The organism is Bradyrhizobium sp. WSM1417 (assembly GCF_000515415.1).
GTDB lineage: Bacteria > Pseudomonadota > Alphaproteobacteria > Rhizobiales > Xanthobacteraceae > Bradyrhizobium.
In genome coordinates, this window is record NZ_KI911783.1 from 5,877,020 (window position 1) to 5,897,592 (window position 20,573).

The 20,573-nt window shown below is 64.4% G+C and carries 20 protein-coding genes; 6 read left to right on the forward strand and 14 right to left on the reverse strand.

Annotation, left to right across the window (positions count from 1 at the left end):
* Window positions 1–5: 5 nt before the first annotated feature.
* The 7 genes from BRA1417_RS0128910 to BRA1417_RS0128940 form a co-directional block, all read right to left on the reverse strand.
* Window positions 6–1,442: an NAD-dependent succinate-semialdehyde dehydrogenase gene (locus BRA1417_RS0128910; protein WP_027518767.1), complete on the reverse strand. Its 1,437-nt coding sequence runs from the start codon at window positions 1,440–1,442 to the stop codon at window positions 6–8.
* A gap of 12 nt (window positions 1,443–1,454) precedes the next feature.
* Complete coding sequence (locus BRA1417_RS0128915; protein ID WP_027518768.1) at window positions 1,455–2,114, reverse strand: ATP-binding cassette domain-containing protein; 660 nt, start codon at window positions 2,112–2,114, stop codon at window positions 1,455–1,457.
* Window positions 2,115–2,816 carry an ABC transporter ATP-binding protein gene (locus BRA1417_RS0128920; RefSeq protein ID WP_027518769.1) on the reverse strand — a complete coding sequence of 234 codons (702 nt, stop codon included), beginning with the start codon at window positions 2,814–2,816 and terminating at the stop codon, window positions 2,115–2,117.
* Window positions 2,813–3,556 (reverse strand): ABC transporter ATP-binding protein, encoded by a 744-nt coding sequence (locus BRA1417_RS0128925; RefSeq protein ID WP_027518770.1) that lies wholly within the window; start codon window positions 3,554–3,556, stop codon window positions 2,813–2,815. The genes BRA1417_RS0128920 and BRA1417_RS0128925 overlap by 4 nt, the downstream gene beginning before the upstream one ends.
* Window positions 3,553–4,596: a branched-chain amino acid ABC transporter permease gene (locus BRA1417_RS0128930; RefSeq protein WP_027518771.1), complete on the reverse strand. Its 1,044-nt coding sequence runs from the start codon at window positions 4,594–4,596 to the stop codon at window positions 3,553–3,555. The genes BRA1417_RS0128925 and BRA1417_RS0128930 overlap by 4 nt, the downstream gene beginning before the upstream one ends.
* A 5-nt stretch (window positions 4,597–4,601) precedes the next feature.
* Window positions 4,602–5,522, reverse strand: a complete 921-nt coding sequence (locus tag BRA1417_RS0128935) for a branched-chain amino acid ABC transporter permease (RefSeq protein ID WP_027518772.1) — start codon at window positions 5,520–5,522, stop codon at window positions 4,602–4,604.
* 106 nt (window positions 5,523–5,628) lie between these two features.
* Entirely contained in the window at window positions 5,629–6,873 is a 1,245-nt protein-coding gene (locus tag BRA1417_RS0128940) for an ABC transporter substrate-binding protein (RefSeq protein WP_035968863.1), read from the reverse strand.
* Between the two features lie 184 nt (window positions 6,874–7,057).
* Here BRA1417_RS0128940 and BRA1417_RS0128945 point away from each other — a divergent pair, with 184 nt between their 5' ends.
* Both BRA1417_RS0128945 and BRA1417_RS0128950 read left to right on the forward strand, forming a co-directional pair.
* Window positions 7,058–7,891 (forward strand): MurR/RpiR family transcriptional regulator, encoded by an 834-nt coding sequence (locus BRA1417_RS0128945; RefSeq protein WP_027518774.1) that lies wholly within the window; start codon window positions 7,058–7,060, stop codon window positions 7,889–7,891.
* A gap of 22 nt (window positions 7,892–7,913) precedes the next feature.
* Complete coding sequence (locus BRA1417_RS0128950) at window positions 7,914–8,738, forward strand: SDR family NAD(P)-dependent oxidoreductase (RefSeq protein ID WP_027518775.1); 825 nt, start codon at window positions 7,914–7,916, stop codon at window positions 8,736–8,738.
* A 72-nt stretch (window positions 8,739–8,810) separates the two neighbouring features.
* On the opposite strand, the gene BRA1417_RS0128955 is transcribed toward BRA1417_RS0128950, so the two are convergent.
* Window positions 8,811–9,884 carry a DUF2778 domain-containing protein gene (locus tag BRA1417_RS0128955; RefSeq protein ID WP_027518776.1) on the reverse strand — a complete coding sequence of 358 codons (1,074 nt, stop codon included), beginning with the start codon at window positions 9,882–9,884 and terminating at the stop codon, window positions 8,811–8,813.
* A gap of 648 nt (window positions 9,885–10,532) precedes the next feature.
* On the opposite strand from BRA1417_RS0128955, the gene BRA1417_RS0128960 reads away from it, so the two are divergent.
* Complete coding sequence (locus tag BRA1417_RS0128960) at window positions 10,533–11,057, forward strand: FecR domain-containing protein (RefSeq protein WP_027518777.1); 525 nt, start codon at window positions 10,533–10,535, stop codon at window positions 11,055–11,057.
* A 74-nt stretch (window positions 11,058–11,131) separates the two neighbouring features.
* Window positions 11,132–13,021, forward strand: coding sequence for a CHASE2 domain-containing protein (locus BRA1417_RS0128965; protein ID WP_027518778.1), 1,890 nt, complete (start codon window positions 11,132–11,134; stop codon window positions 13,019–13,021).
* A 26-nt stretch (window positions 13,022–13,047) separates the two neighbouring features.
* Here the strand turns inward: BRA1417_RS0128965 and BRA1417_RS0128970 are convergent, their stop codons facing one another.
* The 4 genes from BRA1417_RS0128970 to BRA1417_RS0128985 form a co-directional block, all read right to left on the reverse strand.
* Entirely contained in the window at window positions 13,048–14,550 is a 1,503-nt protein-coding gene (locus BRA1417_RS0128970; RefSeq protein WP_027518779.1) for a glycosyltransferase family 39 protein, read from the reverse strand.
* 6 nt (window positions 14,551–14,556) lie between these two features.
* Window positions 14,557–15,690 (reverse strand): glycosyltransferase family 2 protein, encoded by a 1,134-nt coding sequence (locus tag BRA1417_RS0128975; protein ID WP_027518780.1) that lies wholly within the window; start codon window positions 15,688–15,690, stop codon window positions 14,557–14,559.
* 274 nt (window positions 15,691–15,964) lie between these two features.
* Window positions 15,965–16,168: a hypothetical protein gene (locus BRA1417_RS0128980; RefSeq protein ID WP_027518781.1), complete on the reverse strand. Its 204-nt coding sequence runs from the start codon at window positions 16,166–16,168 to the stop codon at window positions 15,965–15,967.
* Between the two features lie 89 nt (window positions 16,169–16,257).
* Window positions 16,258–16,638 (reverse strand): hypothetical protein, encoded by a 381-nt coding sequence (locus BRA1417_RS0128985; RefSeq protein ID WP_027518782.1) that lies wholly within the window; start codon window positions 16,636–16,638, stop codon window positions 16,258–16,260.
* Between the two features lie 116 nt (window positions 16,639–16,754).
* Here BRA1417_RS0128985 and BRA1417_RS0128990 point away from each other — a divergent pair, with 116 nt between their 5' ends.
* Together BRA1417_RS0128990 and BRA1417_RS0128995 are read left to right on the forward strand one after the other, a co-directional pair.
* Complete coding sequence (locus BRA1417_RS0128990; RefSeq protein ID WP_027518783.1) at window positions 16,755–17,576, forward strand: DUF72 domain-containing protein; 822 nt, start codon at window positions 16,755–16,757, stop codon at window positions 17,574–17,576.
* 22 nt (window positions 17,577–17,598) lie between these two features.
* Window positions 17,599–18,060 carry a DUF488 family protein gene (locus BRA1417_RS0128995; protein ID WP_027518784.1) on the forward strand — a complete coding sequence of 154 codons (462 nt, stop codon included), beginning with the start codon at window positions 17,599–17,601 and terminating at the stop codon, window positions 18,058–18,060.
* A gap of 33 nt (window positions 18,061–18,093) precedes the next feature.
* Here the strand turns inward: BRA1417_RS0128995 and BRA1417_RS0129000 are convergent, their stop codons facing one another.
* Window positions 18,094–19,008: a PhzF family phenazine biosynthesis protein gene (locus BRA1417_RS0129000; protein ID WP_027518785.1), complete on the reverse strand. Its 915-nt coding sequence runs from the start codon at window positions 19,006–19,008 to the stop codon at window positions 18,094–18,096.
* 252 nt (window positions 19,009–19,260) lie between these two features.
* Window positions 19,261–20,568, reverse strand: a complete 1,308-nt coding sequence (locus BRA1417_RS0129005) for an adenylate/guanylate cyclase domain-containing protein (protein ID WP_027518786.1) — start codon at window positions 20,566–20,568, stop codon at window positions 19,261–19,263.
* Window positions 20,569–20,573: the final 5 nt, after the last annotated feature.

Sequence of the window (20,573 nt, forward strand, 5' to 3'; positions counted from 1 at the left end):
AGCGTTCACACGCCGGTCTGGCTGATGAACTTGGTGTTGAAATAGCCCTCCATCGCCTCGGTGCCGCCTTCCGAGCCGTAGCCGGAATCCTTGATGCCGCCGAACGGCACTTCGGGCAGCGCGAGACCAAAACTGTTGATCGACATCATGCCGGCTTCGATCGCCGAGCCGATCGCGGCCGCCGTCTTGGCCGAGCTGGTGAAGGCGTAGGACGCTAGCCCAAAAGGCAGCCGGTTGGCCTCCTCCACTACCTCGTCGAAGGACGAGAACCGCGAGATCAGCGCGAGCGGGCCGAACGGCTCCTCGTTCATGGCGCGCGCATCCTTCGGCACGTCGCTGACCACGGTCGGCTCGAAGAAATGACCCTTGTTGCCGACGCGTTTGCCGCCGGTCTCCAGCTTTGCACCCTTGCCGACGGCATCCTGCACCATGCCTTCGATGGCGGTGACGCGGCGGGGGTTGGCGAGCGAACCCATTTTGGAGTCGGGATCGAGGCCGTTGCCGACCTTGAAGGACTTGGCGCTGTCGACAAAGGTGTCGACGAATTCACGGAACACGTCGTCCTCCACCAGCATCCTCGTCGGCGAGATGCAAACCTGCCCGGCATTGCGATATTTTGCTGCCGCCAGAATCTTGGCCGCCGATGCGACGTCGGCGTCCTTGAAAACGATCGCCGGCGCATGACCGCCGAGCTCCATGGTGGCGCGCTTCATGTGCAGGCCGGCGAGCGCATTGAGCTGCTTGCCGACATGAGTCGAGCCCGTGAACGAAATCTTGCGGATCACCGGATGCGGAATGAGATATTCGGAGATCTCCGAGGGAATACCGTAGACCAGGTTGATGACGCCGTCGGGCACGCCCGCGTCCGCAAACGCGCGGATCAGCTGTGCGGGCGAGGCCGGCGTCTCCTCCGGCGCCTTGACGATGATCGAGCAGCCGGCGCCGAGTGCGGCGGAGAGCTTGCGCACGACCTGATTGATCGGAAAATTCCAGGGCGTGAACGCCGCGACCGGGCCGACCGGCTCCTTGATCGCGAGCTGGTAGATGCCCGGCCCGCGCGCGGGGATCAGCCGGCCATAGGCGCGTTTGGCTTCTTCCGCAAACCACTCGATCACGTCGGCGGCGGCCATCGCCTCCATTTTGGCTTCGCCGAGAGTCTTGCCCTGCTCCATCGTAAGCAACGGTGCGATCTCGTCATTGCGCTCGCGCATGATCGCGGCGGCCTTGCGCATGATCCGGCAGCGCTCGAAGGGAGCAACGTTTCGCCAGATCTTGAAGCCGGCGCTGGCTGCGGCCAGCGCCTCGTCGAGGTCGGACCGTCCGGCATGGGCGACGGTGCCGATCACCTCTTCGGTCGCGGGATTACGCACCTCGATCACCTTCCCCGAATGGGCCGGTCGCCATTTGCCGCCAATGAAAAGCTGGGTGTTCGAATAGGCCAACGGATTCTCCTTTTAGGTCGAGCGGTGGACGGCCTCGTGACAAATCGCGTCCGCCGCCTTTGTCATGTCCGGCCCGAGATAAGCGCGACAGCGCGGATCTGCGACGAGCGCGCCAAAATTCGCCATGGGTGTTACGCCGCCGCCGGCCACGAACAGGAATCGTCCGGCGATCTCGGCGAGGATCTCGAGGTGCCAGGCGGCGGTCGGGTGCATGCAGAGCACGACCAGCCGGCCCTCGTCGCGCAGCTTGCGGAAGAAATCGAGCATGAAGCCGATATAACCATCCTGCAGGTTGAACTGCGGTTCGTCGAACAGGTGAACCAGCGGCGTCCGGGTCGGCGACGGCGCCAGGAAGGCGGACGGAATGCGCTTGCGGAAGCGCCTGACCTGATACGACTGATGATAGTGGATCGCGAGCCGGTCGCGCTCACGATATTTGACGCCAAGGATATCGGTGCCCGCGACCAGCACGCGCCCCGAGGTCGGCGCGTTCGAGCCTGTCATCATCTCAAACAAGGTTGTCTTGCCGGCGCCATTCGGGCCGACGACACCGACGATGTCAGGTTCGTCCAGCGACAGGTTTGCCTGCAGCGTGAATGACGGTCGGCGTATCACGCGGCCCCTTGTATAGACCTTCCGAACGTCGTCGAGAACGAGCAGCGGTGCGGCCACTTATTGTACTCCCAGCAAGCGCTGACGAAGCCCGCGGTCATCGCGCAAGGCCGCGGCCTCCCCGCTCCAGACGACCCGGCCGCGATCGATCACCGCGGCATGGTCCGCGACCGACAGCGCGATCTCGGCGTTCTGCTCCACGACCAGCGAGGCAATGCCCTCGTCCTTCATGCGCAGGATCGTCGCAAGCACGTCGCCGACGATTTTCGGGGCCAGTCCCTGGCTCGGCTCGTCGAACAGCACCAGTCCCGGCGAGCCGACCAGCGCGCGGGCGATCGCCACCATCTGCATTTCGCCGCCCGACAGATTTTCGCAGTCGCGCTCCATGAGATATTCGAGCGGCGAGAAGATCGCAGCGGCCTCCTTGAGGCTCCAGTGGCGAAAGCGCGTGCGCTTTTGCGCGATCGACAGGTTGCGCGCGACCGTCAATGTCGGACACAGCCGGCGGTCGTCGGGCACCCAGCCGATGCCGGCGCGCGCAATCTCGTGGGTCGGATCGCGCGTGACGTCGTGACCGTCGAAACAAACGGAGCCGCGGCGCGGACGCGTCAGCCCGAGAATCGAGCGGAGCATGGTCGTCTTGCCGGCGCCGTTAGGGCCGAGCAGCGCAAACACCTTGGCGTGCTCGATCGCGAGCGAGGCGCCGAACAGCGCCTGGGTCTCGCCGTAGAAGGTATCGATCGCGTCCACTTCGAGGATCATGCGAACTTCCCGAGATTGGAGCGCCGCACCCATTCGTTCTGCTGCAGTTCGTGTGGCGTTCCGCGCGCCACCACCTGGCCCCAATGGATGACCGAGATGCGGTCAGCCAACGAGAACAGGAACTCCATATCGTGCTCGATGGCGACGATGGTCAGCCGCCCCTTCAGGCGAGCAATCAGGGTTGCGAGCCGTTGCACCCCATCGGAGCCGAGACCGGAGGTCGGCTCGTCCAGGCACAGCACGCGGGGCGCCTGCGCCAGGGCGACCGCGATCTCCAGCGCACGCCGGTCGCCATAGGACAGGTCCTTGGCGCGGATGCCGCCCTTGTCTGCAAGCCCGACCGCTGCGAGCGCTTCGGAAGACTTCGCGGCAAACCGGCTGTCGCCCGCCGCTGCGCGCGCGACATCGTGGCCACGGGCGCGAAACTCGGGCAAGCCCATCATGACGTTGTCACGCGCGGAGAATTCGTCGAACAGGGTCATGATCTGAAACGAGCGAGCGATGCCCTTGGCGGCGATGCGATGCGGGCTGAGGCCCGTGACATCCTCGCCGCCGAGCAGGACCCGGCCCCGGTTCGGCTTCACCCGGCCGGTGAGGACATTGAAGAATGTGGTCTTGCCGGCGCCGTTTGGACCCATCACACCGTGAAACTCGCCCTCCGCAACCGCGAGATCGACGCTCTCCAGCACGACGCGATCGCCGAAGCGGACATGAACGGCCGCGGCTTCGATCATGTTCATCGCCCGCTCCCGAACAGCAGCCGCATCGCCGAGGTACCGCGCTGCCGTAAGGCGCCGAGTGAGTGCTGCTGCACGGCCGCGGAGATCGCGCCGGCAATGCCTTCGGGGCGGAACAGCACGATCGCGATGAACAGCAGACCAAAATAGAGCATCCAGGCATTGGTCAGCGCGCCGATCACGTCGCGGGCGGTCAGGAAGAGAAACACGCCGATCACCGGCCCCCAAAAGCTGACAAGCCCACCGCCGACGAGCGTCATCATCACGACGTAGCCGGATTGATGCAGGCTCATGACGTCAGGGAATGCGGCGAGCTGCGCCATGGCGAACAATCCGCCGGCAAAGCCCGAGACCGCGGCCGACAGCGCAAAGACCGCGACCTTGTAGAGCCAAACATTATAGCCGAGATGGCTTGCACGAACTTCGCTCTGCCTGATCGCGGCGACCACGCGGCCATAGGGCGAGTTCACCAGCCGCCACAAGGCAGCGGTGCCGACTGCAAAGACGGCGAGCACGAAATAGTAGAACGCAACATTGTCGGTGAGATCGAAAGACACCAGCCCGAAATCGGCCGGCAACCGTTTGATCTTGAGTAGGCCGTCTTCGCCGCCGGTGATCCGGTGCGATTTGATCGCCAGTGTCCAGAAGATCTGGCCGAAGGCAATCGTCATGAAGGCATAATAGATGCCGCGCCTGTGCGAGATGAACAGCGCCACCAGCACGCCGGCGAGGCCCGCCCCCGCGGCCGCGGCCATCAGACAAATCCAGAGATTTGCAACGATTTCGAGCTGACAGAGACCGAACGCGTAGGCGCCGATGCCGAAATACGCACCATGACCGAACGACGGAAGGCCGGCAGTGCCGAGCACCAGGTTGAACGCGAGCGCATAGAGCGACCAGATCAGGATCTCGATCCCCAGATAGGGATAGAGCCCGATCCGCGTGATCCAGAGCGGCACCGTTGCAAGCACGAGCCAGAGCACCAGCATCGTCGGCGTCACGAGGCGCGCGGCGTCCGGTGAAGATTTTGATTCCACAATCATTCCCTTTAGGCCTCGAGCACGCTCTTCTTGCCCCAGAGGCCACGCGCGCGGAACGTCACGACGGCAACAAGCAAGATGTACATCGACAACAGCGACCATTCGGACGCGTAAGCGCCGGCGAGGCCGACACACAGCCCGGCCAAAAGACCCGCCACGACCGCACCCCAAAAGCTGCCGACGCCCCCGAGCACGATCACCAGGAATGCAGGAATGACGGCATCGACGCCCATATGCGGGCGAATGCCCCAGATCGGTGCGACGATGATGCCCGCGATCGCGGCCAGCATCGTGCCGAACACGAACACCAGCAGCCGCAATCGTGACAGGTTGATGCCGAGCGCGCGAACGATCTCGCTGTCATGCGCGCCGGCTTTGACCGTCGCGCCGAACGAGGTCTTTTCGATCAACAGCCAGACCAGGCCGATGACCCCGGCGGAGATGCCCGCTGCGTAGAAGCGATAGGTCGACCAGATCAGGTCACCGAACAGGAAGCCGCCATTGATGGCGGACGGCACCTGCAGCACGTAATCGCGCGTGCCCCAGACCAGGCGGATCATCTCTTCGATCACCATCGCGGCGCCGAAGGTCAGGAGCAGCCCGTACAGCGGATCCTTGCCGTAAGTGCGCCGCATGCAGAGCTCGATCAGCATGCCGACCAAACTCACGATCACGGGCGCGATGACCAACGTGGCGGCATAGCGCCAGCCGAGCGGCAGCGCCAGCCACGCTTTCGCAAGTTCCGCCGGCAATGGCGGGCGCGGCCCGGTGAGCTGCATGGCGACATAAGCCCCGAGCGCGAACAGCGAACCGTGCGCGAGGTTGATCTGCTCCATCAGCCCGACGATGAGCATGAAGCCGAGCGCGATCAGCGCGAACAGCAGGCCGAGCGTCAGGCCGTTCAGGAGATGCGGAAGAAGGTCGAACAAGGTTTTTGGCTCTCGCAACTGGCATGTGTCACCCGGGACGCTGATGGTCCCGGTGCGCGGCGCGCGAGATTGCGCGCCGCTCGTTCTGCGACGTGACGCGCCGTCTCTAGGAGTCGACGGTCGGCACCTGGTCGTAGGGCGTGAGCTTGCACTTGCCAGGTGCCGCATCGTCAGCGGCGGATTTCGGCTCCGTCCAGCTGATGATCTCGAACAGATCGGTATTGTCGGCCGGTTTGGCGTTGCGTCGCGCTAGGTAGATCGCCTGCTGCATCTGGTGCGTCATCGGATCCATATAGGCGTCGAAATGCTGCATGCGGTCGGTCGCCGAGACCTTCAGGTTCTCAAGCTCCTTGATGATCTTGACGTTGTTGGTCGACCCAGCCCGCTCGATCGCACGAAGCAGTTCGCGCGTGGACATGTAGCCGTTGTAGGAGACATTGCCCGGCACCGGGATCGGGCCGTCCTTGTTGGCGGCCTGCCACTTCTTGACGAATTCGGCGACGCCGGGCAGCGGCAGCTTGTGATACCAGGTCGTGCCGAACACGCCGAACAGGCTGTCGGGCGCACCCCACACGTCGGGCCAGTCCTGCTGGTTGTTGATCCAGGCCGGCTTGCCGTCGAGCTTGAGCTGCGCCACCTGCTCGCGCAATGCCTTGATGTCGTCGCCGCCAACCGCGGTCGCCACAACGTCGGGCTTGGCCTGCTGGATCTTCAGCAGGTAGGCGGTGAAGTCGCGCGTGTTCTGCGGCACCAGCAGATTGTCGAGGATCTTGCCGCCGGCGCTCTCGACCTGCGTTCTTGTCGCGGCAGACGTCGTGTGACCCCAGACATAGTCGTTGGTCAGCAGCATCCAGTTCTTGCCGATGGAGTCCACCGCGTTCTTGACCGACGCTTTGGAAAAATTGGTGCCGTTGCCGTCCCAGACGAATTTCACGCGTGAGCAATTCTCCCCGGCTTCGCTCGGCGCCGAGGAGTTGGTGTTCATGTAGATCACACCGTATTTGCTGGCGACCTGCGTGATGGCGTTGGCGACACCCGAATGCAGCGCGCCGATCAGGATGGTGCAGTCCTCGCGGGTGATGAAGCGTTCGGCGACGCGGCTGCCGGTGGCTGGCGTCGTCTCGGTGTCCGCGGTGATGAACGTGACCTGGCGCCCGAGTACGCCACCTTTGGCGTTGATCTCGTCGATCGCCATCTTGATGCCGCGGAAATCATCCTGGCCGCTGTTGCCGTATTGACCGCTGGCATCGCAGGTCAGGCCAAGCTTGATCGGTTTGGCGCCTTGCGCCCAGGCATGATTCTCCCTCCACGGCCCAAAGAAGCTGCCGGTGCCGCCGATGACACTCGCCATCAAGCTGCCCTTCAGAACGCTTCGCCGTGAGATCTGACGCCCTCTCATCGTGTCCTCCCGTTTTCGAAGTCTTTTGCTTTTTTGTGGGATTAGAATATTCATTCCATCTCTTATGTAAAGTAGAATATTTGATCCAAACGATGAAATGCCGTTAAACAGGCGACCGATCCGGAGATCCGACTCGATGAACAAGGCGGCTGGCGCCATGAGTTATGACGAACTGCGCGGCGCGATTGCGCAGCGGCACCGGGCGCTGTCCGGCCGGCTGCAGCAGATCGCGGAGTTCGTGCTCGATCACCCGACCGACGTCGCGCTCGGCACCGTGGCGGAGGTGGCGCAGCGCTCCGGGGTGCCGCCGTCGGCAATCGTTCGCTTCGCGCATGCGCTCGGGTTCGGCGGCTTCACCGAGATGCAGCAGGTGTTCCGCTCACGCCTCGTTGCCGGCGTCGCGCCGAGCTACAAGTCGCGCCTCGCCCGCATGAAGAGCCAGGAGAAGTCAGTGCTCGGCCGCCAGCCGGCCGCGGTATTGTCGCGCTTCGTCTCGGAAGCCCAATCAGCGCTGGTCACGCTCAGCCAATCCGTCCATGCGCGTGAACTCGACGCCGCAACCGCGATCCTTGCCAAGGCACGTGATATCTATCTGCTCGGTCTGGGCGGCTCGTTCCCGGTTGCGATCCACCTCGCCTACGTGCTGCGCAAGCTCGGACGGCGCGTCGTCCTGCTCGACGGTCTTGGCGGCAGCATCCACGAGCAGTCGCACGCGGCGACATCAGACGACGCGCTGGTCGCGATCAGCTTCCGAAATTACTATCCGGATACGGCGCGGTTGTTTCCTGAACTCGTCGCGCGGGGCGTGCCCACGATTTCCATCACCGACAGCCTTTTGAGCCCGATCGTCGAGGGCGCGAGCGTCGTGTTCGAGATCCAGGATATGCCTGAGCCTGCGCTGCGTACGCTTGTCGCACCGATGTGCCTCGTGCAGGCGTTGGCGATCGGCCTCGACCTCGCAGCAGACTGACATTCACAACAGGAACAAGATCATGACATCGCATGACACCAACAAGCTTCTGGCAGGCAAAGTTGCGCTGGTGACCGGCGCGGGACGCGGGCTCGGCCGCGCTTTTGCAGAGAAGCTTGCCGCGCTCGGCGCTGACGTCGCTATCCACGGCATGCGTGAGAACGGGCCGGCCGAGTATGGCGAGGGCACCACGCTTACCGCGGTCGCCGCCGAGATCGGCCGCGAATTCGGCGTTCGCAGCCAGCGCGTGCTCGGCGATCTCACCAAGGGCGAGGACATCGCACGCGTCATCGCGGAGACCGAAGCGGCACTCGGCCCGATCGACATCCTCGTGCACAATGCCGGCGGCGATATCGCGGCTGGCGGCGGCAAGCCCGATCCGAACGATGCGGTGAACATCAAGGAGGCGGATGTGCGCGCGGTGCTGGAGCGCAATCTGCTCTCCACCATCCTGACATGCCAGGCGGTCGCGCGCGGCATGATGGAGCGCCGGCGCGGCCGCATCGTCACGCTTGGCTCCGTCGCCGCGTTCAAGGGGCGTACCCAGGGCTCGATCTATGCGGTGTCGAAGGCCGGGGTGACCCATTACACGCGATGCCTGGCCGACCAGCTCCGCCCCTACGACATCGCCGTCAATTGCATCGCGCCCGGGGATACCCGTACCGGCCGCTTTCTCGGCACGCGCGCGGTGGACCCGGATCGAATGGTCGAGACCGGCACACTCGACCGCATCGCGACCGTCGACGAGGTCGCGCGCGTTGTCGAGTTTTTCGCCGGTCCCATGGGCGCCTTCGTTTCCGGTCAGGTGCTGCGGATCGACGGCGGCGGGCAGTGCTGGCCGGGCTAAAACGCACCCGCGAGCGAAACAGAAAAGGGCCGCTGCAAGCGGCCCTTTTGCGTGATCTCGAATTGACTGAAGCTAGTCCACCCGCGCCAGCACCGCGAGCTTGCGGATGCCCTTGTTGCGGTAGGCGTCGAGGAACGCGTAATAATCCTTGAACGACACGCAGCCGTTGGAATCGCCGTTTGGCCCGAGCATGAAGGTGTGCGCGAGCAGGCCGTCGCGGCCGTAGATCGCGCTCTCGCCGCCAATCGGGGTCAGGCGCAGCGCAGGCACGCCGTGAAACAGTGCCTCGCGCGGCTTCAGCGTGTAGATGTGCGGCGGCGTCACGCCGCGCATGCGGACGCGCGAGGAGCGCGGGTCGTCGAGGTTGGAGCCGAGGCCGGAATGCGCCTCGAGTTTGGTGCCGTCGGGCAAGTAAACCGTTTTAGCGGAGATGTCGTAGACCGCGGTGTCGCGCTCATAGGGCGCCGAACCACCGAGCATGGGGTTCTGCTCCCTCGGCGCGATGGACGCGGTCACGCTGGCGTCGGCCGAGGCATAGGCGAGCAGCCCGCCGGACGGCTCGCGCTTGCCCCAGAGCTTTTCCACCATCGACTGGCGCGGTCCGGTAATCGACATCACCGCAGCCTTGGCGCGATCGGCAATCGATTTTGGCTTCGCCTCAGGCGCCGGCACGATCTCGGCCGGATCTGCCGAGGCCAGCTGCACCGGCGCGTCAGCGCCGCGCTTGGACTTCGCAGCATCAGCGATCTTGGCGGGACCTGGCTTCAGGACTTCCGCGACCCTCGCGATTACGCTCGGCTTCGGCGCGTCCTTGGCTTCGGCGACCTTGGTTGCGGGTGCGGCGCTGGCCGCATTCGATGTCACGCCTTGGGTCGCAGCCGCGGCAAAGCGATCATTGAACATCTCGCGCGAGATCGGCGCTGCCACCTGCAAGCGGTCGGGCAAGAGCGCAAAGGCGTCCTTGACGGCCTCACCGGCCTCGCGCAGCGCGAGCCTGGGCGCCCGTTTGATCACGGGCTCGTCGTAGCCGCTGCTGCCGACGGTCGGATAGACGCTGGCGGCAAAGATGTTGCTGTAGATGGTCCAGCCGGCGCCAATCACGACGCAGCCGATCACGGCGGCGCCAAGCACGTTTTGGGTGGTCATTTTCCGGGAAGGCTTCCGATAAGAAGTGCTCGAGAACCCTTTGGACTTTCGTGCCGCGATGCCTTGCGCAGCGATACTCGTACTCATTCGCCTTGCGTCCAGAACGGTGTCACTCAGTCCCCCTTCGAAGCGCCGCTGGTCACGATCCGGGAACAGCATTTCGCAGAGGGTCGGAGCGTCATTAGGGCCACTTTTAGTTAAATGCGGATTAAGTTCGGGCGGATGTGAGGCAACCCGTTCACGTCGTCCCATTTCGAGATAAAAGCCCGCAGAAGTACGGACTTAGGCGAAGCTGTTAACCATAATTCTCGGCCGGTTCGGCACCGTCATCGGACGTCCCCGGCCGCATCTCTAAACGCACCAACCAAGTCGTTTTCGTGGTCTCCAATACCCGGACGTTAACGGGGAATCATTGCGTGAGGCTGGTGCGCAATAGCCCGCTTCCACCTCTCGTGGCACGCCGCTCGCGCATCGCACCGGGCGCTCGCGCGGCACTGCGCCTTGACCGAAAGTTGATCGCGGCAGGCTGGAAAAGGCCGCAGCAAGGAAATAGCTGCGAGAGCGGCACTTTTCAGCAGCCTCCGCGTGTGATACGGTGCCGTATCAACATCGCCTTGAACTGTGCCGAGCACGCAAACGGAGGCTGGCATGAGAGAGTTCGTGCGCGCAGGGTTTTTCACTCTGGCGGGGTCGTTTCTGTTGATCGGACATGCGATTGCCCAGCCTGCTGCCAATGTTGGCTGTACGGCGGCGCCGTCTGCTGCCGGTACGCAGACCTGGCGCTGCGACAACGGCATCACGATCGTTGCGGAAAGCGGCGCCAGATTTAAACTTAAGGACGCCAACCGCGACGGACATATAGACTCCGTGGAGTTGAGCAGCAAAGCACTGCTGGTCGAGGTGCCCAAAAAGCCCGGCGGCACCCCCTTCAAGGTGCTGACGCCGCAGGCGATCGCCGCGGTGCGCGGCACGAAATGGGCGGTCGATGTCGCAGAGGCCAAGACGTCCGTGTTCGTCGCCGACGGTCGTGTCGGCGTGAGCCGCAGGAGCGGCGGGCGCGGCGTGGTATTGGGCCGCGGCGAAGGCGTCGATGTGGAAGCGACAGGCCCGTTGACGGTGAAGACATGGGGTCAGCCGCGCGTCGACGCATTGATGACAAGACTAGGTCAATAGACTAGGCCATAAGTTCGGATCACCGGGGCTCGGCCAACAGCATTTGGACGATAGAGAAAATTGCACACGACCACATGAGTAGCCGACGCGTTCAGATCCTGATGGCACTCGTCCTCACCGCGCTGTGGGGCGCGAGCATCTATGGCGGCCACGCCAACGGTCGTCTGCGCTTTCTCGATCGCCTCGAGGCGACGCTAACGGATTGGCGGACGCAGGTCCGCGGCGTGCGGGTCCCGCCCGATCTCGTCACCATCGTCGCGATCGACGACACCGTCGTGAAGCGCGGCGGCAGCTATCCGTTGCCGCGCGCCGATCTCGCCCGCGTCGTCGACACCATCGTGCAGTTCAAGCCGAAGGTCGTCGCGATCGACCTGCTGCTGGTCGACCGCAGCGCTGCGATCGGCGACGCCACGCTGGCAAATACGTTGGCTACGGGTCCCATGGTCCTTGCCGCCGCGGCGATCTTCCCGTCCGCCAGCGAGACCGTGGAGACCAGCGGCCAAGGCCCCCTCGCCGCCCTACCGCAGGCGGAACGATTCCTGCTGCCCTTGCCGGCGTTCGCCGATCATGCCGAGGTCGGCGTCGTCAACGTTGCGACCGGCCAGTCTGGCTCGCCGCTTTCGGTGCCGATGCTGTTCCGGACCAGCGACAAGGTCGAGCTGTCATTCCCGTTGCGGGTCGCGGCGCGCGCGCTCGACAAGTCGCTGACGATCGCGCCGGACCATCTGATGCTCGGCGACCGCGCAGTGCCCACCGATACCGACTTCGCGCTGCCGATCACCTATTACGGCCCGCGCCGGACCATCCGCACCGTCAGCGCGCAAAGCATCTTCGACGGCACGTTAAGTCGTGCGGCGATCGAGAACCGGATCGTCGTGATCGGCGCCTCGGTCGCCGGCGGCGGTGATTTCTACCCAACGCCGTTCGATTCCCTGATGCCCGGCGTCGAAGTGGTCTCCACCGCGATCACCCATCTCGTCGCCGGCGACAGCATCGTGCGCGACCGCAAGGTCCACATCGCCGACGCGCTCATCGCGATCCTGTTGCCGATGCTGCTGGTGGGCCTGCTCGCCTGGCGGCGCAGCGCGCTAGGCATCGTCGCTGCGGCCGCGGTGATGATCGCCTGGGCCGGCCTCAATCTGTTCGCGTTTACGCACGGCGTCTGGCTGAACGCCGCGACCACGCTCGCCGCCGCGGTGCCGCCGGTTGCGGTCTTTGCTGGCGTGCAATTGTGGGCCGGAGGCCGCCGCACGCAATATTTCGCCGCCAAGAGCCGGTCGCTCGCGCAATTCCAGGCGCCGGCCGTGCAGGAGTGGCTGGCGCGCGATCCGAACTTCCTGTCAACACCCGTCCGGCAGGACGCAGCAATGCTCTTCATCGATCTCTCCGGCTTCACGGCGCTGAGCGAGCGGATCGATCCGGGCGAACTCCAGGACATTCTGAAGGCGTTTCACGCGCTGATCGAGAAGACCGCGGTCGATTGCGGCGGCATGATCAGCGGCTTTCTCGGCGACGGCGCCATGATCCTGTTCGGCCTGCCCGGCGCGATGCCCGACGACGCCGCACGCGCGCTGAAATGCGCGATCGACCTGCATCGCGGCGTCGAACGCTGGATCGCATCGTTGCCGCCTGCGATGCGGGATCAGCTCGGCTTCAAGATCGGCGCGCATTTCGGCCCGATCGTCGCCTCTCGCCTCGGCGAAAACCATCAGCACATCACGGCGACGGGCGACACCGTCAACGTCGCGAGTCGGTTGATGGAGGTCGCCGTCCAGAACGGCGCGCGGCTCGCGCTCAGCGATACGCTGCTGGATGCAGCCGACTTCCAGGGCGCTCCCGACGGCGTTCTGTCGGGCCCCCTGCTGACGCAGGTCCGCGGCCGCTCCGGCGTCGTGACCGTCTGGTTCTGGCGCGACCAGGACAGGCCGAACCAAGCCGCGACCAAGGCCGAGATGATCGACTGAACCTTCGCCGTCGTCCCGACGAAGAGCTACCGCGCTTCCGGCGGTGGCGAGCGATCCAGCACGTCGCCCTTGGCGCCTTCGAGCAGATCGATGGCATAAGTCTCGATCACGAGCGGGCCGCGCTTGCGCTGCAATTGCGCGACCTGCGTCACCTTCGCAAAGAGGTCGTGGACGGCGGGATGGCCGTCAGAGCGCAGCTCGTCGACATAGATCAGCTTGCCCGCAAGCAGCTTTGGATCGGGCTCGGGCATGTTGGCCCAGCGGATGCGCTGGTTCTGCTGCGCCACGCAGCTGCCGCGCGGCAGATAGAAGGCGAGCCAGCCCGTCGTGCCGTAGTCCGGCGCAAGCACGCAGGTTGCACCATTGCGGGTGCGCACCGCTTCGATTTCGGCGGCGAGCTCGCGCCAGCCGACGCCGACGCTGCGCACGGTCGCATCGCGGCGATAGCCGGACAGCCAGCCCGTATTGGCCTGCACGATCAGCGCGGAAAACATCACGATGCCGGTGGGTGCGGCCCAGCGCAGGCAGAAATCCACCAGGCGGCGCTGACGCGGCTTCCACTGCACGAGATTGGTGGCGGCGGCCGCCGCGATGACGAAGGGCGGATAGACCGGCGCAAACCAGTTGGCCTCGACGCGGGCATGCAGGGAATGCCAGACGAAATAAATGACGATGGTCCAGAACATCGTCTCGATCAGCACGCGCGAGGCCAGCGCGCCGGCCCGGCGCCAGGTCAGCGCGTGCAGCCCCATCGCGCCGAGGATGAACACCAGCGGGGTTGCGAACGCGATTTGGGTCGGGATCAGCTCGGCAATGAAGACCGGACGAAAATCCTCGATCCTGGCGCGCCCGAGCTGCTTTGCGAACGAGACCCATTGATGATCGGCATTCCAGAGGATCACCGGCGCGAACAGCGCGAGCGCAACGAAACCGCCGAGATACGGCCAGGGTGAGAGAAACCAGTGCCGCAGTTTCGGCACGGCCGCGATCCAGATCAGGATCGCCAGCCCAAAAAACATCGCGGTGTATTTCGACAGGAGCGCCGCGCCGACGGCTGCGCCGACCGCGAGCCACCAGACGCCGCGGCCGCTCTCCAGCACTTTCGCGAGAAAGAACAGCACGAAGCTGGAGGCAACCAGAAGCGGCGCATCGGGCGTGACGATCAGCGTGCCGACCGAGGCCAGCAGCGTCACGTTGAGCAGGATGGCGCTGGTCGCCGCCACCCGCGCACCGCCGAACAGGATCGCGGCGGAGCGATAGACCGCATAGCTCATCGGCAGCGCGAGCAGGATCGAGACCAGGCGGACGCCGAGTTCGGTATCGCCGGCGATCAGGGTGCCGGCGCGGATGACGTAGGCAACCATCGGGGGGTGGTCGTAATATCCCCCGGCGAGGTTCTGCGACCACATCCAGTAATAGGCTTCGTCGAAGGTGATCGGCGTGAATGCGGCTGCGACGAGCCGCAAGCCGACCAGCGCAAGGATCACCAGCGCCGTATTGCGGACGATCCGCGCGTCAGCCCCGCCCATCGTGAGCTATTTCTTGCGCCAGACGAACAGTCCGGACATCGCGTAGTTCCACACCACGCCCATCAGCGCCCCGGCCGCACCAGCAAGCCACCAGATCGGCTCCTGGTCATAGACCGAGAAGGCGACGCCGACATTGGCGAGCAGGCCGACGCTGCACACGACGTAGAACGCGATCAGGCCGCGCAGCAGCGCAAAGCCCTTCAGCCGCTGGTCGCGATAAGTGAGGAAGTTGTTGAGGACGAAATTGCTGGTCATTGCGACGATGGCGCCGGAGGCCTGCGCTTCCGCGAACGGCTCCTTGAACAGCTCGAGCGATATGAACAGCGTCGTGAGATGCACCACGAGGCCGATCCCACCGACCATCGCGAACAGCAGGAAGCGTAACGAGACAGCATCGTTGGTGAACTTCGCCAGCACCAGGCCGAGAAAATCCAGCGCGACCATGGAATCGAGCTTGCTTTCGCCGTGCTGGCGCTCACCGAACGTGTAGGGGATTTCGATGGCGCGCAAGGTGCCGTTGGCGCTTGCGACGAGGTCGAGCAGGATCTTGAAGCCGTGCACGGAAAGTTTCGGCGCCAGCTGCTCGAAACGGTCGCGGCGAACCATGAAGAAGCCGCTCATGGGATCGGCGATCTCGACCCGCAGCATCTTCCTTGCGACCTCGGTCGCCAGTGCACTGGCGCCGGCACGCTGCTTGTTGAAGCCTTCGCTCTTGTAGCCCTCGATGTAGCGGCTGCCGACCACGAGCTCGGCCTGTCCGCTCGCGAGCAGCGACAGCATCTTCGGCAGTTGCGTCTCGTCGTGCTGGAGATCGGCGTCGATCACGGCCGCATAGGGCGCGCTGGAGGCCAGGATGCCCTCGATGCAGGCCCCCGACAGGCCGCGGCGGCCGATGCGGCGGACACAGCGCACGCGGCTGTCGCGCTGGGCCAGCGCGCGCACGACGTCCCAGGTGCCATCAGGTGAATTATCGTCGACGAACACGACCTCCCAAGCGATGCCGGCCAGCACTGCCTCCAGCCGCCGGTACAGCACCGTGACATTGTCGCGCTCGTTGAAGGTCGGGACGACGACCGACAATTCGGGCGCCGGCAAAGCCGCTTGTGGGACGTCGGAGCCCGGTCTGATCGCTTCATTCATGACGGCAGCGTATATCCGCCGCGTCCTGTGCTGCCAAGAACTTGTGCTGACAAGAACTTGCGCCAGCGAGCCGGGGTTTGTCTGGGGAGCGGCCCAAAAGGGGCCCAAAAATGCCAACGACCCCGGAACGGCGGGCCGCGCGTACATCCGGCGCAGCCTATGCTATTCCAAGGTCGTTCCAGCGCCGGAGTTTTTCGCTCAACGTCGCCGTTAGAGGCTAAATGGGAACGGCAACGCCGCTTTACAAGGGGCGAAAGAGGCCTTTTTCACGCCCTTATTGGTTCGGGACTTCCTTGATCACCGGCCCTCGCGGCACGGGCGCGGCAGGGGCCGCCGGCGCTGTAACGGCGGCCGGGTCGACTTTCGCGGGCCTGGGCGGCTTGCCGTATTGGCCGATCGGCCCGAAAACGACGGCCACCGCAAGCACGATCGCCGCGACGATCGCGCCCAAAATGCCCCCCACCGACTCAGACGACATGGAAACCCATCCCTGTTCCAGATGCGCTCAGTAATACCATGGATGAGCGCGCTGCCGGAAGGGCTTGCCGGAGGCGCCAGCCCAGGGGGCTATTTCTGCGGCGGCTTGTGCTTGACGAAGGCCATCACGATGTCCTTTTGCGCCGCCTCCACCGCCCTGTTCGCGGTCGCGAGATGGGCGCCGGCATCAATATCTGGATATTGCGTGGTGAGATAATCGAGCAGTGCCACCCGGTAGTATTGTCGCTCCGACGGACAGGCTCCGGCGACGGAGCGGCCAAAATCCTGTTCCGACAGGCCCTGATTGCCGTCGCGCGAATATTCCCGCGCCAGGCAATGCCAATAATCGTCGCGGCCCTGCATGGCGAGCTTCTGCGCACCCTTGGCATCGTCATCGTCGGCCATGACTGAAGATATCATGGCAGCAGATGTCATCATGACGAGCGCCGCTCCCACCATCAGCATCCGCATCTTGTTCTCCATTTTTCGCAGATCCCGTCGCGAGCTTAGACGGGACGTCGCAACTGGCCAATCACAACCGGTTTGATTAGGATGGAGGCCCTCCTCCCGTCATCCGAGATCCTCCCGTGGCCAAAGCAAAAACCGCGTCCAAAAAATCCGGCAATATCTTCATCGGCATCGGCGGCTGGACCTTCGAACCCTGGCGCGGGGTGTTCTATCCGGAGAAGCTCACGCAAGCCAAGGAGCTGTCCTACGCCGCCTCGAAGGTGACCTCGATCGAGATCAACGGCACCTATTATGGCTCGCAGAAACCGGAGAGCTTTCGCAAATGGGCGAGCGAGGTGCCTGATGGTTTCGTGTTCTCGGTCAAGGGGCCGCGCTTCGCCACCAATCGGCGCGTGCTGGCCGAGGCTGGGGATTCGATCAAACGTTTCTATGATTCCGGCGTGCTGGAACTCGGCGATCATCTTGGGCCGGTGCTGTGGCAGTTCGCGCCGACCAAGAAATTCGACGGCGCCGATTTCGGCAAATTCCTCGAGCTGTTGCCGCGCAAGCTCGACGGACGCGCCCTGCGCCACGTCGTCGAGGTCCGTCACGACAGTTTCTGCACGCCGGATTTCGTCGCGCTGATCCGCGAATTCGAGACGCCGGTCGTGTTCGCCGAGCACGGCAAATATCCAGCGATCGCCGACGTCGCCGGCGATTTCGTCTATGCCAGGCTGCAGAAAGGCAATGACGAGATCAAGACCTGCTATCCACCGAAGCAGCTCGATGCCTGGGCCAAGCGCTTTCAGGACTGGGCCGAGGGAAGCGAACCCGACGACCTGCCGAAGGTCGATAAGGCCAAGCCGAAGAAGGAGCCGCGCGACGTGTTCGCCTATGTCATCCACGAGGGCAAGGTGCGCGCGCCGGCCGGCGCCATGGAACTGATCGCGCGGGTGAGCTGAGGTGTTCCGCTGAAGGTGTCTCATGGCAAAGGCCAAAAAACTCTTCACCATCGGCTATGAGCAGACGCCGCCCAAGGCCGTATTGGACGAGCTAGAGCGATCCGGTGTCAAGCTCGTCGTCGACGTGCGCGCGGTGACGTCATCGCGCCGGCCCGGCTTTTCCAAGAGGCAGCTCGCCGCAGGGCTCGACGAACGCGGCATCGCCTATGTCCATCTGGCAGCGCTCGGCACGCCGAAGGAAGGCCGCCTCGCCGCCCGCAGCGGGCAATACGATGTGCTGGAGAAGGTTTTCTCAAAGCACCTGAAGACGCCGGAGGCCAGGGAGCAGATGGACGAACTCTCGGCGCTAGTGAAGAAAGCAGGTCCGGTCTGTCTGCTTTGCTACGAGCGCGATCACACCCACTGTCACCGCCAGATGATCGCGGAGATCATCGAGGAGCGCGATGGGGTAACGGTGAAGAATTTGGCGGGACGGCAAGCCTGAACGACTCTCTCCGTCATGGCCGGGAACAGAGAGTTACCCTTCTCCCGCCAGCCTAAACGTCCCTTCCATCATCTGCACGCATTGCCCGCCGACATGGGCGGAGACGATCTTGCTGTCCTGCTTGCGCACGCGCGTCTGCAGGATGCTCGGCCGACCCATGTCAAAGCCCTGCCCGACCGTGAGCTTCAATTCGCCATCGCGGATAGGATCGAGCTCGGCGAACAGCGCAGCCGCGGCGACCGTCGCGCTGCCGGTGGCGGGATCCTCGGCGAGGCCGCTGGCGCCGCGCATGAACATGCGCGCCTGCCGCTCGCAAGACGCCTCCGCCGCGGGCACATCGCGCGTATAGAACCACGCCGCGAAGGCGCCGTCGCACGGAAATACCTTGCCGAAGGCCGCCGCGTCGGACCTCGCCCGTTTGAGCGCATCGCGCGAGTGCACCTCAATCACCAGAAACGGCGTTCCAACACTGACAACCTGCGGCGCATGACGGTCGATCTTGATGTCGTCTGCACTGAGCGAGATGCAGCTCGCGGCATCAGCGGCAGACAATTGCGACAGGCGCGCCAGAGGTTGCGGCGCGGTGAGCTCAGTGCTGATCACGCGGCCCTGCTCTCGCGAGATATCGACCGGCACCAGCCCCGCCTTCTCCTCGAACCGCAGGCGCGGCTTCGGCTCCTTCGCGATCGTCGCAAGCACGAAGGCGGTACCGACATTGGGATGGCCCGCGAAAGGAAGCTCCCTGACAGGCGTGAAGATGCGCACCTCGGCATCGTTCGCCTTGTCGCGCGGCGGCAGCACGAAAGTCGTCTCGGAATAGTTGAACTCGGTCGCGATCGCCTGCATTTGCGTGGTCGACAACCCGCCGGCATCGAGCACCACGGCGAGCTGGTTGCCGCCGAAGGCGCGATCGGTGAACACGTCGACGGTGATGTAGCGGCGCTGCATCTTTATTTCCCTTACGCAATCGCAGCCGCAATCGACCGCGTCGCCGGCACTCTACAAGCCGGCGGCATCGTCCGTCATGCCCCAAAATTGAGTGCAATCGGAGCAATCGCGGTGATGCGTTGGAAGCCGAGAAGCGGCTTCCACAATGCAAGACCCAAAGGCTAGCAGAGATATTTCATCACACGCGCCTTCAACGAAACGCGCCCCCCTTCAACGAAACGCGACTCACATTTGAACGCGCAGGAGGCGGCCTCAACCCAGCTGAAAGACGAGCACCTTCTGCTCATAGCCGCGCACCTGGACCTCGCCGAGCGCGACGGCATCGCTGCCGTCCTCGCCCAGCGCCTCGCGAACGGCCGCCGAGATCAACAGTTGGGACCCGAACTCCTTGTTCAGCGCCTCCAGCCGGGAGGCGAAGTTCACGGTGTCGCCGATGACGGTGTATTCCTTGCGCCGGGGCGAGCCGATATTGCCGGCCACGACCTCGCCGAAATGGATGCCGATTCCGATTCTGAGCGGCCAGCTCGTCTGCGCGTTGATGCGCTCCATCGCGGTTAGCATCTCGCGGCCCGCGGCGACCGCGCGGTGCGCGGCGTCGGAAGTCTCCAGCGGCGCACCGAACAGGGCGAGAAAGCCGTCGCCCAAAAACTTGTTCACGATGCCACCCTCACGGTCGAGGATGTCGACCAGCACGGCGAAGGCGCCGTCGAGCCGGTCGACCACCTCCTGCGGGGTCCGCGACTGCGCGCCGGCGGTGAAGCCGCGGAAGTCGACGAACATCACGGCGACGCGGCGGAGGTCGCCGGCGGCGCTCGTGCCCGCCGCCATCAGCCGCTCCACCACCTGCGGCGAAACGTGCTGGCCGAACAGGTTGGTCACCCGGTCGCGCGCGGTCGCTGCGGCAATGCTGGCGGCGAACTGGCGGCGGAGTTGCGCACCGACCGCGCCTGCAAGCACGCCGCAGATCAGGATGATGGTGCTTCGCACCGCGTGGAAGTAGATCTGCGGCTCGCCGCTCCCGCTGGCGGGATCGAAAATCAGCGCCACGGTGAGCAACTCACCCGCAGCGACGAAGCCGGTGAAGGTGGACAGCCAGAAGTCGAGCCGCAGGGTCGAAAGAATGACGAAAATGAAATAGATCAGCGGTACGACGAAGCCGAGCGCCTGGCTCGCGCCCATACTGCGGATCTGCAGGATCAGGATGACAGTCGGCAGCGAGGTCTCGATCAGCGCGCCGATATAGCGCCGGATCACCGGCAGATCGCGGTCGAGCTTGAGGTTTCGCCTGATCTGGCTGTGGACCCAGACTTCGAACAGGATGAAGCCGGTCAGGAGACCATAGACCTCGGCAAGCCCCTCCGTGCCTCGCCAGACCCGCTGCACCACGGAGGAATCGACGAGATAGATCGCGGTGAGGAACACGACGATGACGCAGCCCGTCGTGATCAGCGCCCTCACCCGCACGAGTTCGGTCCGCAGCACTTCGCGCGTCAGCTCGCGCTCGAAGTCTTCGGACATCACGGCATGCTGCCGGGCCTTCCTGCTCGCAAAACTGACCATTCCGC

Coding starts and splice junctions, on each gene's coding strand:
- BRA1417_RS0128945 (WP_027518774.1), top strand. CDS start 7,058: ATGAACAAGGCGGCTGGCGCCATGAGTTATGACGAACTGCGCGGCGCG.
- BRA1417_RS0128960 (WP_027518777.1), top strand. CDS start 10,533: ATGAGAGAGTTCGTGCGCGCAGGGTTTTTCACTCTGGCGGGGTCGTTT.
- BRA1417_RS0128980 (WP_027518781.1), bottom strand. CDS start 16,168: ATGTCGTCTGAGTCGGTGGGGGGCATTTTGGGCGCGATCGTCGCGGCG.
- BRA1417_RS0128950 (WP_027518775.1), top strand. CDS start 7,914: ATGACATCGCATGACACCAACAAGCTTCTGGCAGGCAAAGTTGCGCTG.
- BRA1417_RS0129005 (WP_027518786.1), bottom strand. CDS start 20,568: ATGGTCAGTTTTGCGAGCAGGAAGGCCCGGCAGCATGCCGTGATGTCC.
- BRA1417_RS0128970 (WP_027518779.1), bottom strand. CDS start 14,550: ATGGGCGGGGCTGACGCGCGGATCGTCCGCAATACGGCGCTGGTGATC.
- BRA1417_RS0129000 (WP_027518785.1), bottom strand. CDS start 19,008: ATGCAGCGCCGCTACATCACCGTCGACGTGTTCACCGATCGCGCCTTC.
- BRA1417_RS0128975 (WP_027518780.1), bottom strand. CDS start 15,690: ATGAATGAAGCGATCAGACCGGGCTCCGACGTCCCACAAGCGGCTTTG.
- BRA1417_RS0128965 (WP_027518778.1), top strand. CDS start 11,132: ATGAGTAGCCGACGCGTTCAGATCCTGATGGCACTCGTCCTCACCGCG.
- BRA1417_RS0128930 (WP_027518771.1), bottom strand. CDS start 4,596: ATGATTGTGGAATCAAAATCTTCACCGGACGCCGCGCGCCTCGTGACG.
- BRA1417_RS0128925 (WP_027518770.1), bottom strand. CDS start 3,556: ATGAACATGATCGAAGCCGCGGCCGTTCATGTCCGCTTCGGCGATCGC.
- BRA1417_RS0128985 (WP_027518782.1), bottom strand. CDS start 16,638: ATGCGGATGCTGATGGTGGGAGCGGCGCTCGTCATGATGACATCTGCT.
- BRA1417_RS0128940 (WP_035968863.1), bottom strand. CDS start 6,873: ATGGCGAGTGTCATCGGCGGCACCGGCAGCTTCTTTGGGCCGTGGAGG.
- BRA1417_RS0128920 (WP_027518769.1), bottom strand. CDS start 2,816: ATGATCCTCGAAGTGGACGCGATCGATACCTTCTACGGCGAGACCCAG.
- BRA1417_RS0128995 (WP_027518784.1), top strand. CDS start 17,599: ATGGCAAAGGCCAAAAAACTCTTCACCATCGGCTATGAGCAGACGCCG.
- BRA1417_RS0128955 (WP_027518776.1), bottom strand. CDS start 9,884: ATGACCACCCAAAACGTGCTTGGCGCCGCCGTGATCGGCTGCGTCGTG.